9 protein-coding genes and 4 pseudogenes are annotated in these 13,028 nt (G+C 67.6%); 10 read left to right on the top strand and 3 right to left on the bottom strand.

Translation table 11 applies throughout. The features are described from left to right. Positions 1-265: pseudogene (locus ACZ3H8_RS36625) on the top strand (IS630 family transposase); the annotation flags it as partial. Here ACZ3H8_RS36625 and ACZ3H8_RS36620 read toward each other — a convergent pair. Next, positions 262-933, bottom strand: coding sequence for a hypothetical protein (locus tag ACZ3H8_RS36620; RefSeq protein ID WP_467409171.1), 672 nt, complete (start codon positions 931-933; stop codon positions 262-264). The pseudogene ACZ3H8_RS36625 and the gene ACZ3H8_RS36620 sit on opposite strands and share 4 nt — an antisense overlap. A gap of 1,080 nt (positions 934-2,013) precedes the next feature. Between ACZ3H8_RS36620 and ACZ3H8_RS36615 the strand changes: the two genes are divergently transcribed. Further along, positions 2,014-2,247: a hypothetical protein gene (locus ACZ3H8_RS36615; protein ID WP_467409170.1), complete on the top strand. Its 234-nt coding sequence runs from the start codon at positions 2,014-2,016 to the stop codon at positions 2,245-2,247. 302 nt (positions 2,248-2,549) lie between these two features. Here the strand turns inward: ACZ3H8_RS36615 and ACZ3H8_RS36610 are convergent. After that, positions 2,550-4,019, bottom strand: a pseudogene (locus tag ACZ3H8_RS36610) (ATP-binding SpoIIE family protein phosphatase); the annotation flags it as partial. A gap of 631 nt (positions 4,020-4,650) precedes the next feature. Here ACZ3H8_RS36610 and ACZ3H8_RS36605 point away from each other — a divergent pair. After that, positions 4,651-5,007: an esterase/lipase family protein gene (locus ACZ3H8_RS36605; RefSeq protein ID WP_467409168.1), complete on the top strand. Its 357-nt coding sequence runs from the start codon at positions 4,651-4,653 to the stop codon at positions 5,005-5,007. A 149-nt stretch (positions 5,008-5,156) separates the two neighbouring features. After that, positions 5,157-5,369: a hypothetical protein gene (locus ACZ3H8_RS36600; protein WP_467409166.1), complete on the top strand. Its 213-nt coding sequence runs from the start codon at positions 5,157-5,159 to the stop codon at positions 5,367-5,369. 775 nt (positions 5,370-6,144) lie between these two features. Here ACZ3H8_RS36600 and ACZ3H8_RS36595 read toward each other — a convergent pair. Then, on the bottom strand, positions 6,145-7,890 hold the full coding sequence (locus ACZ3H8_RS36595; RefSeq protein ID WP_467409165.1) for a SpoIIE family protein phosphatase: 1,746 nt from the start codon (positions 7,888-7,890) through the stop codon (positions 6,145-6,147). 205 nt (positions 7,891-8,095) lie between these two features. On the opposite strand from ACZ3H8_RS36595, the gene ACZ3H8_RS36590 reads away from it, so the two are divergent. The 6 genes and pseudogenes from ACZ3H8_RS36590 (at position 8,096) to ACZ3H8_RS36565 (ending at position 11,653) form a co-directional block, all read left to right on the top strand. Continuing rightward, a complete protein-coding gene (locus ACZ3H8_RS36590; RefSeq protein WP_467409162.1) occupies positions 8,096-8,581 on the top strand; it encodes a hypothetical protein in 486 nt (161 codons plus the stop codon). 27 nt (positions 8,582-8,608) lie between these two features. Beyond that, the gene (locus ACZ3H8_RS36585; RefSeq protein WP_467409161.1) at positions 8,609-8,944 is read left to right on the top strand and encodes a hypothetical protein; all 336 of its coding nucleotides are present in this window, start codon (positions 8,609-8,611) and stop codon (positions 8,942-8,944) included. Positions 8,945-9,706: 762 nt separating this feature from the next. Next, complete coding sequence (locus tag ACZ3H8_RS36580) at positions 9,707-10,408, top strand: SbcC/MukB-like Walker B domain-containing protein (protein ID WP_467409159.1); 702 nt, start codon at positions 9,707-9,709, stop codon at positions 10,406-10,408. Further along, positions 10,405-10,581, top strand: a pseudogene (locus tag ACZ3H8_RS36575) (TIGR02679 family protein); the annotation flags it as partial. The gene ACZ3H8_RS36580 and the pseudogene ACZ3H8_RS36575, both read left to right, overlap by 4 nt. 143 nt (positions 10,582-10,724) lie before the next feature. Then, positions 10,725-11,183 (top strand): annotated as a pseudogene (locus ACZ3H8_RS36570) (TIGR02679 domain-containing protein); the annotation flags it as partial. Further along, the gene (locus ACZ3H8_RS36565) at positions 11,141-11,653 is read left to right on the top strand and encodes a TIGR02679 family protein (RefSeq protein WP_467409157.1); all 513 of its coding nucleotides are present in this window, start codon (positions 11,141-11,143) and stop codon (positions 11,651-11,653) included. The pseudogene ACZ3H8_RS36570 and the gene ACZ3H8_RS36565, both read left to right, overlap by 43 nt. Positions 11,654-13,028: the final 1,375 nt, after the last annotated feature.

Raw genomic sequence — 13,028 nt, 5'->3', positions numbered from 1 at the left:
GGGCAAACACCCGCGGTTCCAACTGCACTTCACCCCGACCGGCTCCTCCTGGATCAACCAGGTGGAGCGGTGGTTCGGCTTCCTGGCCGACCAGAAGATCCGCCGGGGCACACACAAGAACGTCCAGGTCCTCGAAGCCGACATCCGCGCCTGGGTCAAGAACTGGAACGAAGACCCCAAGCCGTTCATCTGGACCAAGACAGCCGAGGAGATCCTCGACTCCCTCGCCCGTTTCTGCCGACGGATCTCCGCCGCAGGACACTAGGTGTCCGGGGTCTTCGTGGCAGGCTGCTGGATAGCCTCCTCGTCGAACTGATCCAACTCGACTCGAATACGCTCTGCCTCGGTCTCGGCTTTTCGCAACCGCCGCTCCAAGGTGGACCGCGATGGCGTAGGTGCGACGCTCACCGACTTCTCCGGCTTTCGCTGCCGGGGGATGAGCCATCCGGTTCGCTCGTAGGCCAAGATCAGTCGCGCTTGAGTACAGGTGTAACAGAGTGTCTCCGGCCGCGGTGTCGGCCAGCCGTCTGCAAGCATTCGTCTGGTGTGCTCCTGATCCCGCTCGGTCTGCAGTTCCGGGTTCGCGAGCCATACGTGCTCGAATTCGGCGGACATCTGCTGCACTCTCTTCGGAGCTGCCCGATGAGGCCCAGAGGCGGGCATCCAGTCGAGTTCCGGGGCGATGGCCTCGGAGACGTGACCACAGGCCAGTGTCACCGTCCAGAATGCAGACGTATGTGGCTCGTCGTGGCGGATCACCGACCACGCGTGGGGTTCCATATATTCCGGTGGCCCAACAGGGTCGGCGGGAAAGTTCACCTCCTTGGGCTCTCCCCACTCGACGATGTCGCGATACGGCTCGGGCGGCGAATCGTCGTGCCAGCAGAGCATCTGCCCTGGAGGAAGCCGCGCGTTGTTAACGGGGCGTCCCACTGCATCTCGTGCGGCGGAACACCGTCTTCGCGAGTGATGACCTCGGTGATGCAGCCGCAGTCAAGCTGGACACGCCAGCGGAAGGCGCGTGTCAAGTCCGGTACCAAGAACACCCAAAGCACTCGTGGGATGCGCTTGCGCATTTCGGCGGTCTCCGCCTCGCACTCCTGCAGCACCTCGTCGCGTGGTCTGGCCTTGCCAGGGAGCTGCTGCAACGAAGGAGCGCTCGTCGGCCTGTCCGGTAAGAGGAGCCGTCGATTGTTGGTAGAAGATTCAACCATGGCCTCTCCTCAGTCATCGACACCCCCGCCGCCTCCTTCCTCCACCTCGACCAGCAGTCCGTCGCCCGATTCCGTCTACGCCATCCACGCCCGCTTCAGGCCCGGGTCGGCGCCACCACACGCCGCATGTGGTCGCTGATCCCTTGGAGGCTCCCCGCTCCTTCCGGCGCGCGCCTCGACCCAGTAGCGGGGCGTCGACCACGGCGCCTCCGGGATCGCCCGGCCGCGCCGTCACCGAGAGCGCGCAGTGCCGTGCGAGAGGCCGCCGTCTCTCCGTGTGCTGGAGCCCTGAAAGGCGTTGCGGGAAGCACGCTGAGAGAGGGGGCTGTCGGTACTGGCGAAGGGGGTTGTCGACCGTGGGCAGGACATGCCACGCGAGAGTGTGGATCGGGGTTCTGGCCGGGAGGCAGACCGTCTAGCGCCGAGACGACGTACACGGGCCGGTGCCTCGTTCTCGCTCCGGTGCCCTCGGCCGCCGGTGCGAACGCATCGGCAGGGGCCGCTTGCCGCTCAAAGCGCCCTGGGACTGCGGCTGCTGCTGTCCGCCCTGTTCATCCCGGTGCTCGTGTCCGCGGTCGTGTGGGCCGCGGCTGGCGGAGGTGTTCCCGCGTGAGCTGTGTGACACGAGCCGCAGGCGGCGGCCCGTCCGGAGCCGCGCCAGCTGAGTGATTGACGTATGCCGGTCGAGTCCCGGTGGACGTGCCGCGGCAGGTCCGGCGCGGCTCCTCGCTACCGTCCAGGAAGGTCGGCCAAAGGCCCCTGTCTTGTCCATGCACCCAATAACGAGGAGCTGACGTTCATGGCCGTATGCGAGGTCTGCAACAACGACTACGAGATGGCGTTCGAGGTTCATGCCGCAGGAGCTGTCCACACCTTCGACAGCATCGAGTGCGCCGCCCAGAGGTTGGCACCGATCTGCGACAACTGCCAGTGCCGTATCCTCGGCCACGGCCTTCAAGCGGACGCACAATTTTTCTGCTGCGCGCATTGCGCGCGCCAGAGGGGCTTTGCGCAACTCGTCGATCACGTCTGAGAGGCCACCCACTGGATCCCCCGCATCGCCGAGAACGAGGCCGCGGGAGCGAAGAGCAGCGGGTGAAGGCGTCCAGGGCGGCGCGCATTCCACTCGTCCGCTGGGATGCTCCGTGCCCTGTCCGTCTTCACGCTGGCCAAGGTCATTCCGCCCGTGCCGCCCCTGGGTGCCGCTGTCCAGTGCTTGACGCGCCATGGCTGCCGCAGGCGCTGCTGCGGCCAGTTCGCCGCCGCGGTTTCGCTCCTGGAAGAGTCTGGTCGGCCCCGCACGGCACGGCCGGAGCGGCGGTCATTCCCGGTCTTTCACGCGGGCGTCGTCAGCGGGGCTCTTGCTGCGGGTAGGCGCCAGGGCTGGATGCGGGCATGGAGGGGCCGGGGCTGCTCTGCCCAGATGGTCTTTCCGGTGAGCGTGTGGCGGGTGCCCCAGCGCTCGGTGAGCTGGCCGACGAGGAACAGTCCGCGGCCGCCCTCGTCGAGGTCGCGGGCTCGGCGCGGGTGCGGGGAGGTGCTGCTGGCGTCGGAGACTTCGCAGATCAGGGCGGCGTTGCGGATGAGCCGCAGCTGGATCGGGCCGCTGGCGTGGCGGATGGCGTTGGTGACCAGTTCGCTGACGATCAGCTCCGTGGTGGCAGCGGCCTCCTGCAGACCCCAGGTCAGGAGCTGGTCGGCGGCATGCCGGCGCGCGTCGGCGACGAAGGCCGGGTCGGCCGGCAGGTCCCAGGAGGCCACATGGGAGGGCCCCAGCGCATGGGTGCGGGCGACGAGGAGGGCGACGTCGTCATCCGGCCGCCCGGGCATGAGCTCCTTGAGGACGCTGTCGCAGGTCGTCTCGAGCGAAGGGGCAGGCTCGGCCAGGACGCGCAGAAGCGTCCGCAGTCCGGAGTCGATGTCGCGGTCGCGGGCTTCGACCAGACCGTCGGTGTACAGAACGAGCAGACTGCCTTCGGACAGCTCGAGCTCGGTGGCTTCGAAGGGCAGGCCGCCCACGCCCAGCGGGGGGCCTGGTGCCACGGGAACGACGTCCACGGAGCCGTCCGGAGTGACGACGGCAGGGGCGAGATGGCCCGCGCTGGCCAGCGTGCAGTGGCGGGAGACCGGGTCGTAGACCACGTACAGGCAGGTCGCGCCGACCTCACCGACCGATTCGATCCCCTCTTCGATCTCTTCCAGGATGAGATCGTCAAGCTGGGTCAGCAGCTCGTCGGGGGGAAGGTCGACATCCGCCAGGGTGCGCACCGCGGTGCGCAGACGTCCCATGGTGGCGGAGGCATGGATGCCGTGACCCACGACGTCGCCGACGACCAGAGCTACACGGGCACCCGAGAGAGGGATGACATCGAACCAGTCGCCGCCGACACCGGCCTGAGGATCCGCCGGTAGATAACGCGTCGCGGTCTCCACCGCCAGCTGGGCGGGCCGGTGATGCGGGAGCAGGCTGCGTTGCAGTGCCAGGTCGATACTGTCGCCCTCCTGCGGAACGGCGGCCTGGACGAACCACTGGACCTGCTTCTCGGCGTCCATCAGCGGGCATGCCCGCAGATCGGCTTCCACCGGACGACCCGCCTGGTCCCGCAGCGCGACCCTTCCGAGCCACGCCTCCCGCCGCGTGATGCTCCGACGTGCCGAATCCGGAAGGCCAACCGCGAGAAGATTCGACGCCGAGCGCCCTACGACCTCCCCTGGTGCGTATCCCAGGAGCAGCCGGGCACTGCGGCTCCACGCGGTCACGACACCCTGGGCGTCAACGGCCGCAGCAGCTACCTCCGCCCCCTGGGGAGCGCCGTTCATACGCATCGTTCTCTTCCCGCATCTGATCCTTCCTCCGCTCCGTGCCCCTCGGCCGGGGTCGACCTGCGGCCGGTCAGGTGCGCCAGCGGCGCAAGCCGCACCGAGGACGGGACGAAGTTCGCCTCTGCAAGTCCAACGGCGAGCCCATGGGGCCGGGCCAGACATAGGTCGTGGGGGTACCTGACCGCCCTTGCTGATACACGCCAGACGACTTTGTATTTTTGTGTGCCAGGAATGCTCCAGTGCTGGAATCTCACTCCGCATTTATCATTGAAAAGAGGGTGATCCCGCCGCATGTTCCGGTCCGGCTGCCTTCGGTTTCGTCAGAAGCGTCTCTGCACTTTCCTGGCTCGGTTGCGGAGCGGGTCGGCCGAATTGGCCCCGGCGCGCTGTGGAGCTCTCAAGCCAATAATTTCTTCGTATTCCATTTTCCCACATCAGCACACGATTTTGGCTTGTGTGCCCGATAGGTAGCGATCAAGAGGGGCTGTGCGAGACGAAGACGTGGAGAGGGGGACGTGGCGCAAAGTATCACCGTGGTTCCGGTTTGCATGCTCGGCGGCGGTGCGGGTTGAAGCCGGGCCAGTCCGGCAGGCCAAAAGGACGACGCCCGTTCGTGCCGATCGGCTACAGCGCGTTCAGCCTGGACATCCGCACGGCGGCACGGGGGCTGGGCGACCAGGTGGAGCTGGTATGCGCCCGTAGCGCGGGGCGGCCTGTGGTTCTGAACGGGCACAGCCTGAGCGGGCTGATAGCCCGCTACTACGTGCAGCGGCTCGGCAGGGACGCGTTCGTGCCGCTGGTGATCACGCTGGCGACGCCGCACGGCGGGACTGCGACGGTGTCGGCCTCGGCTGAACATTTGGGCCGTCGCCGAGAGACGGCCCTGCTGGCCTCGCCCCATCCGCTGCTGCGCCAGCTACGGCCGGGAACCGAGCTGCTGATCGAGCTCGCCGAGCTGACCGCGGGTTGACGCACGCGGTTCCGCTGACGTGAGCCCCACACGGGACGGGTGGTGGATTTATTGTGTTCGGGGGACTTTGGTCGTAGTCCTCTACAGACCCGGGTGGAGTGCACAGCTCCGCCGTACCGTGCCGCTCCTGCCGTCGGACGGTGGGTGAAATGAAAGTCGAACTGATCCAACCGGCTGCCAGCGTGCTGTTCGACGTCCCGGACGACATGCATGAGGAGATCATCACGCTCATCGATGCTCTGGCCAAGGATCCGGCGGCGCAGGTCCCGGAGCTAGCCGCGGTGTTTGGTGAATGGTGCTGGCTTGTGTACACCGTCCATGGTGACGTGATCGAAGTGCTGGACGTCGGCTGCGCTCGGTGACGTCAGTGGCACGAGGGGCCTGTGTTGCGGTGGTGCCGCTGTCATGTCCAGATGCCTGGGTCCTGGCCGACGAAGGGGGACTGTCTGTCCCGGTGTCTCCGGGGCGCTGGGTCGCACGGCCAAGGCACACTGGTCACGTCTCTTTACGGCTGGCGGGCGAGGGGGCGTGGCCCCGCACGCAGCCGTGCATAACGGGCACGTGCGCGAAGTCGCTCAGGAAGCCCTGAAGCGTTCCAGGGGAGTCCGGGGAGGGAGCCGGCGGGGCTGTTGGTACGTGCGCCGGTCAGATCTCCATCACGGCATCGCAGTCAGCGCAGACCACGGATGCGTACTCCTCGGGGTACCACGGCGCCCCAGCGTGCTCGAAGGGCCTGCAACGGGCGCTCTCCGTAGCGAACGTGTCCTTGCCGCAGCGGGTTCGTGGTCCAGTCGTGGTGGGCGTTCCTGGAGCGGTGGGCGCCGCGTGCACCCTGCGGACGGGCCGTTCTTCATCACCCGGTGAACCAGGACGCTGACGTCGTGGGCGAGAGCTTCAATAGGGTGCCAGCTCAGTCCTCCGGCACCTCGTACCGGAGGACTTGGTCGAGGCGCTGTCTCGACCGATCACATGCAACCGTCAAAGACGCGGCTCATCCGCAACGAGAACGGCCCCGGGGCGTACCGGCCGGCGTTGGCCGCCAGTTCCCCGACCATCAGCAGGACGTCCTCCCTGCTGTGAGGGCAAGTGGGCGGGGTATGGCGCGGACGGGGCGTGTGATCCCGCCGCACGGCTCGGTCAGGCGTGGAGCCGTGCTGCCAGGACCGCTACGTCGTCCTCCGCCTGTCCATGCGGCACCAGGCGGGCGAGGAGGGAGTCGAGGAGGTCCTCCAACGGCCCGTCGGCGGGGAGTCGCAGCCGGGTGAGGCGCGTCAGCCACTGGTCGACGTCCTCGTCTCGCCGCTCCACCAGGCCGTCGGTGTAGAGCAGTAGGGCATTGCCTGGCTCACAGGGGCCAACGCGTGTCCGGTAGCCACCGAGCCCGGTACCTAGTGGTGGGCCTACGGGGACGGACAGCAGCTCCGCAGAGCCCTCGGCACGCAGTGCGGCGGGAGGAAGGTGGCCGGCACTGGCGTACTGGCACTCTCCGTGTCCAGGGTCTGCCAGCACCAGCATGCAAGTGGCAGGACGGTCGCAAACCGCCTCGGTGATCAGCTCGTCCAGGCGCTTCAGGACGCTGTGCGGCGGCAAGTCCTCAGCGGCCACGACGCGCAGCATGGCCCGGTAGTGGCTCATGGCCACGGCAGCCTCAACTCCGTGCCCCATGACGTCGCCCATAGCCAGCAGAGTCCGTCCATGGGGAAGCTGTATGGCGTCGTACCAGTCGCCGCCAACCAGCGTGCTGTCCCCGGCGGGGAGGTAGCGGGTGGCCACCTCGATCCCCGGGTGCGGGCTGCCTGGCTCGGCCAGTAGTCCCCGCTGGAGCTCCAGCGCGATGCCATGCTCGCGGTCGTAGCGTCGGGCATTGTCCAGGCTGATCGCCGCGCGTCCCACCACATCTTGGGCAGCGACCACGTCCTGCTGTGTGAAGGGCGGTGAATTGCCGGCTCTGACCATGGCCACGGTGCCCATCAGGTGCCCGCGGGCAGTCAGCGGCACGACGAGCGCCGAATGGACGCCGACGGCACGGTGAGCGTCGAAGCTATCCACGTTGGGGACCGAGCGGGCCATCTCCTCGTCACTCAGCTGGTTCTCCACCACCGGTTGCCCGCTCGCCACGCAGCGGTACGTCCCCGCTCCCTCGCGATAGTCCCTGTCCTCGCCCACTACCGCGCCGAGCGCCGAAAGATGGTCTTGCAAGTGAGGCACGGCGGCCACGGCCTCCAGGCGCAGCCGCAGCAGTGCGCCCGGCCCGGGCCGTGTGCCCTCGTCCAGGCGCTGAATGGCCGGGAGCATCATGACCCCCGCCACGTCGGCCAGCACAGGCACAAGGAAATCGGCCAGCTCGGCGCAGGTGGTTTCCATCTCAAGGGTGGTGCCGATCCTGGTGGCCGCCTGGTCGAGCAGGGCCAACCGGTTTTGCGCCCGCTCAAGTTCAATCTGCTCTCGCCGCACACCATCGATGATCATGATGACCATGACCACCCCAAGCACCTCGCCGTCGATCTCCAGACGGTGGTAGGCGCCACGCCAGCAGTGGCGGTGTCCCAGCTCTGAGTCGGACACCATCTCCTCGCTGTTGATTCCCTCCCGGGAGCGCCCGTCGGCGAGCACTTCCAGCAGTACGTCTCTGCCGCTGCCGACGTACGGCTGCATCTCGTCGAGGGTCCGGCCCAGATGCTCCTCAGCAGGCAGACCGTTCAGTCGGGCCAGCGTCGGGTTGACGTACAGATAGCGGAGCTCGGTATCGAGGATGCCGACACAGGCAGGGGTCGCGTGCAGCACCTGCTCCAACATCCCGCCGACCAACTCCTGCGGCGGCGAGCCAGCGCCTACCGCTGTCTCGCCGCCCCGTCCGTTCGGCATCGGCCGTCCGGCGTGCATGTTCCCATCGTCGGCCGATGCCCCCTCCTCCGCATCCGCTGGCCGTCAGAACAAAGCCGGGGCGGGGACGACAATGACCGTCCCCGCCCCCTGGCGGTCAGGCTTCCTGGGCGAGCCCTCGTTGCACCCCCGTCTTGTGACGCGTCGACCCCCTCGGAGGTCTCGGCGGTCGTGAGCGGCTCGAAGGCGGCCAGCGTCGCCGCCAGTGCGGCCCGCAGAGTCCGCCGCGCCGTGGACCGCCTGCCTGCAGGCACCCTCGAAAATACCGCCGGAGCCACCCGGTTGGACCTTCCCGAGCAGCTCCGTCCCGTACTGGGACTGGGACGACACCACCGACTCCTGCCAGAAGCTGGACTTCTCCATCGGCGTCGGCTACCCGAAGAAGCTCAGCGCCGGCGTGCAGTACTACTTCTGGATCGCCGCGGAGAAGGGAGCGAACTCCAGCTCCCCGTACGGCATGGACGCCCAGAAGCTCAGCAACGACTGCAACGACTGCAACGACTGCAACGACGTCGGAATGGACCCTGGCAGCTCCTGCATGGGCCTGAACTACGATCGGTACGGCTCCGACACCCAGCGCCTGGTGAACAAGGACCGCGGCTGGCGTGTGCCGAGCTGCGCGGACTGGGTACGGGGCGGCGAACCCACGTACAGGTCCAACGGCACATACGACTGCCCCGCCAACCGTTGACGTCCCGATCCCAGGAGGATGACCCGCATGGTCGAAAGTGACAACCGGGCCCATAATCTACGGGTGCTCGGGTTGACCGGGGCGCTCCTGTGCGCGGGGCTGTCCGCCCTGCTCTGGTTGGGAGCCGATGTCCTCGGGACCAAGGAGTGCATGGAGACGGGCTACGGGCTGGGTGTGGAGGGCGGGGGCTCCCTCATGACTGAGCAGGGTTGCGAGCTCACTGTGCCGACCACCATGGGAATGGTGAGCGGAGTGCTGCCCACCATCAGTGAGCCGGTAGCGACGGCGGCACTCATCGCGGGCCTGGCCGGTGCCCTGCCACCCGGCATCTGCCTCTGGCTGGCAACCCGGCGTCCGCACTGACGCCCTGCCCTGTCTTCCCAGCTGCGGCCTGGAAGACGGGGCTCCGGGCCCCCGACGTCGGCCGCCAAGGTCGTCCGACCGGAAGAGGCGCATGAAGCCCGGCCATCGGCGCTCGTGCCCTCGCCAACGTACGTGGTGACGGGGATGTGGGCGGGCCGGCCAGCGTCTCGATTGACAGCGGCGCTGTACCGCAGGCCCCGGCCAGAACACCGGGGAGGATTAGCCATGCTGGAGCCACTGCACGTGGCAGGGCTCTAAGGGATGAACCTGCACGAACCATCTAGGGGTCCCTAAACAATCTGAAATTAGTGGACTGGGGGTGATGCGGTGCGCCGACAAGATCGGTCGGGACTCCGGCTCGGCCGAGCACAAGTGTTCCGATGGGTGCCCCCGGATGGGTCCCGAGATCGCACGTGTGGTCACGTCTCCCTGCGGCCAGGCTCGGTCCCGCGCGCAACACAGCACTCTGTGACTCGCTGTGAGAGCGGCGCAACACGCGGGGGAGCATAGTCAGTTCGGGTTCGCCATGTGACTGTGCCGGAGCGAGAACCTCCGTTGGCCGACCTATGCCCATATTTGATCGATTACAGTCAACACGCACACTGTCAGGGGAATGGAATCGACCACGTCCAGCAGCCCGCTGGTCATGGCGCGCGGCTAAGGCGTCCGCCTGCTTCCGCGGGACGTACGCGTCGGGGGACTGCCGGCTCTGGGGCCGGTCCGGCTAGTGCCGGATTCCGTTTTGCATGGGTTTGTGTCCTGGTGGCGGGGTGGTTCCGGTACTCGGGGGCCGGTGCTGGACGTGGTGTTACGGGCACGGCAAAGCTGGAGCGGGTCCGTACCGCCTCCAACGTCGCCGTCCAGCTCGTCTGGGACGTCCGTCCGGATCTTCCGGACAGCACCCGTACCGCCCGTCAGCTGCTGCTCAAGGACCCCGGCCGAGTCACCGAGACCGATCGGGAGGCTCTCCACGCCTTCTTCCGCGCTCGTATCGAGGAGGCCAAAGGCGGCGACACGGCCGCGAGCTGGGAGGAACAGCTCGGCGAGGTGCTCGACTACACCGCCTGGCACCGCTTCACCGTCCGCCTCGACCGGGCGAACGGGACAGGCTGGCGGCCGCTGACCAAGAAGCTGCATGGTGCGCTCTCCGGAGGAGAGAAGGCCATCGCACTGCACCTGCCGCTGTTCGCCGCCGTCACCGCCCACTACGAGGCCGTGCCCCTGGCACCCCGGCCCATCCTGCTGGACGAGGTCTTCGTCGGTGTCGACGCGGTCAACCGCGGACAGGTTTTCGCCCTGCTCACCGCACTCGACCTTGATCTCATGGTCACCTCCGACCACGAGTGGTGCACGTACGGCGAACTGCCCGGCATCGCCGTCCATCAACTCCTCACCGACGGGGACGACGACGCTGTCACCAGCGCTCGCTTCGTCTGGAACGGCACCGACCTGGAGGCGGGATGACTCACCCGGAACCGGCCCCGGGCGAACACACCCTGCGCCGCCCCGAACTCCGCCCGCTCTGGCACACGGTCCACAGCCGCCTCCCCTCCGGCCGCCCTGTCACACGGGTGCGGCTCGGACCGCTCGACGACGCCCAGCGCGAGGCCCTCGCCGACCTCCTCGGCTTGGACCGTCTGCCGGAGTCTCGCCCCTCCGTCGCCCTGGCCCGCCTGGAAGAGGCCGTCACTGAACTGTCCGGCCGTACGGTGCGTGAACCGTCACCGAACTTGTTGGCCCTCTCGACGATCGCGCGTCCGAACGACGCCGCAAAGAAGGCGAACGAGCCGAGCTGTGGGCATGGTTGGACGGTCATGCCACCGTGCGGGCGCAGCCTGCGCTCGCCGACTGGACTACGTACTGCCGAGTCGCCGGTCTGGTCGGCGGCTCACCCGAAACAACTCGAACCTTGCTCGCCGACGCACTCACCGTGCTTGCGGAACTTCCTGCCCAGGCTGAGCCCCTGCCCGTATTCGCTGCCAGGGTCCTGAAAGGCGACTCCCACGCACTTGACGACGGCACCCGCCTGTCCACCCTCGTCCTGCGTGCTCTGGCGACCCTCCACGACACCGCTCCGCCGGAGTCCGCGGCGGACCGGCGCGCTCTGTGGGCCCGCGCAGTCGTCGCTGACGACGACCGTGCGCCACCGTTCTCGTCGGCGGACTGCGTCCGGCCGGCGACGGCCCGCTCGCCCGTGTGGCCCGCGCTTGTGCCGAGGCTGCTCAGGCCGCCAGCCTGACCCTCGCCCAACTGCGGGCCCCGGGCGAGTTCACCCTCGCCTCCGACCCCGCACCCGTCGTCCACGCCGTTGAGAACCCCAGCATCTTGGCACTCGCCGTACGCCGCTTCGGCTCGGACTGTCCGCCGCTCGTGTGCACATCCGGCTGGCCCAACAGCGCGGCCATCCACCTTCTCCGCCTCCTCGCGGACCAGGGCGCCATTCTTCGCTACCACGGCGACTTCGATGGCGAAGGCATCCGCATCGCCGCGTATCTCCTGGACAAGACGCCAACCCGCCCCTGGCGCATTATGGCGGCGGACTACCGTGCCGCGGTCGCCCGCACACCGCACGGCCCTAAGCCCGGCCGCCTCACCGAGGCTCCCTGGGACCCCGAGCTGACTCGTGCCATGGCCGACCACGGCACCGCCGTGGTCGAGGAACTAGTGGCTGACGTCCTCTTGGCAGACCTGGCCGAAGCGATTCGCTAGGGACGCTGCTCTGGCAAGTCGTGACGCTCGTTTGACGCTCCGGGCGTCCGAAGGGCCCTCCAGCAGAGCCAAAGACTGCCGCTGACCTGCGGATATGACAGGTCCCTCGCCCAGTTACGTGTTTCCGATGACGCACCACGTTGAGTCTGTCGCGATCCTTGAGCCTGCGGCAAAGGGTGCCTGACCTGCAGGTTCGGGTGGTGTGCGTTATGTGCGCTGTGGGCGTTACAGGCGATATCTTGACGCACGTTTGACGCACGCGGGCAGACCCTCTGCATGAAGTCGGAGTGCGCCGACGTACTCGACGAGGCCCGCTGCGCGCCTCCACGCCGCGTGCTGTGCCTCGAGGTGGCGGACGCGGTATGCCTCTGCGTATTCGGTCGTGGCCTGGCTCTTCGCTGCTTCCCACCGCAGGCGCTTCTGCTGTGCTTCCTCCAGGTCAGCCAGACGCTTGCGTTCGGCTGCCTGTCCGCGGAGACCGACCCCTTGCGAGGGATCCTGACCCAGGAGTGCTTCTCGGCGTCCGCGAGTTCCTTCTGTGTGGGGACGTGCTCGACCCGGTCCTGTTCCTGCAGGAGGAGGAATTCGCATGTCTGGCCCTGTGCCGTGATGGTGAAGTGAGGTGGGCCGCTTCGCCGACGATGCCGTAGCGGTGCTGCATTCGCTTTGCCGATTGCGACGGTGTGCCCCGCCCTCTGTGTTGCAGTGAGCAGGGCATGGATGAGCCGGAAAGCCCGGTTCTGCACGGACTTGGTCAGCCCCATGGGATGAGGGAGGCCCTGCAGCGCTTTGACGACTGGATGCGGCTGCACGAGTCGTGCCGGTACCGGAATGGGCGTCAGCGTGGCCAAGCGCCAGGCGGGCGTGTCGACGAGCCGGATTTCATAGCCGTCACGGCACCAGCCTCCGTGCAGCTCTTTCGCCTTTGGGATCTTCCCCGATCTCCGGGCTGCGGCGACGCGGATCGGCCATTTCTCGCTCTCCCGGCCGCTGTTTTCCCGTTTGACGATCCGGCCGCCCGCTTCCGCAAGCTCTTCCAGGAGCTGCTCCGTGACGGTCTTCTTCCCTTGTCGAGGTCCGGAGTTGGGGCTCGGTGGCGGTGGCGGTGGCGGTGGCGGCGTGGCTACCTGCTCGCTAGCCTTCTGTCTGTCGGAGACGGCCGCCGGCTGCGTTGCAGCTTTCTGGACGGGAGCGGTACCTCTCGCACGAGATTTGTCGGGGGGATAGCTGCCGTGGTCGAGGAAATGCTGGCCGGCGGTCGTGAGCGCCGCGGACCATTGCCCTTTTCCTCTGGAGACTTTGACCAGTCCTCGGCTCTGTAGGGCCTGGCAGCTGAGATTGTGCGCCTCTCCCTGCCATATACCCTCGGGGCAGC

It is taken from the genome of Streptomyces sp. NPDC002868 (assembly GCF_055563295.1).
The sequence above is the reverse complement of the archived record's forward strand: the minus strand, read 5'-3'. Positions and strand labels throughout refer to the sequence as shown.

Excerpts from the sequence above, each read along its gene's own strand:
- ACZ3H8_RS36585 (WP_467409161.1), top strand. The coding sequence starts at position 8,609 with ATGGTCGAAAGTGACAACCGGGCCCATAATCTACGGGTGCTCGGGTTG.
- ACZ3H8_RS36595 (WP_467409165.1), bottom strand. The coding sequence starts at position 7,890 with ATGCACGCCGGACGGCCGATGCCGAACGGACGGGGCGGCGAGACAGCG.
- ACZ3H8_RS36615 (WP_467409170.1), top strand. The coding sequence starts at position 2,014 with ATGGCCGTATGCGAGGTCTGCAACAACGACTACGAGATGGCGTTCGAG.
- ACZ3H8_RS36600 (WP_467409166.1), top strand. The coding sequence starts at position 5,157 with ATGAAAGTCGAACTGATCCAACCGGCTGCCAGCGTGCTGTTCGACGTC.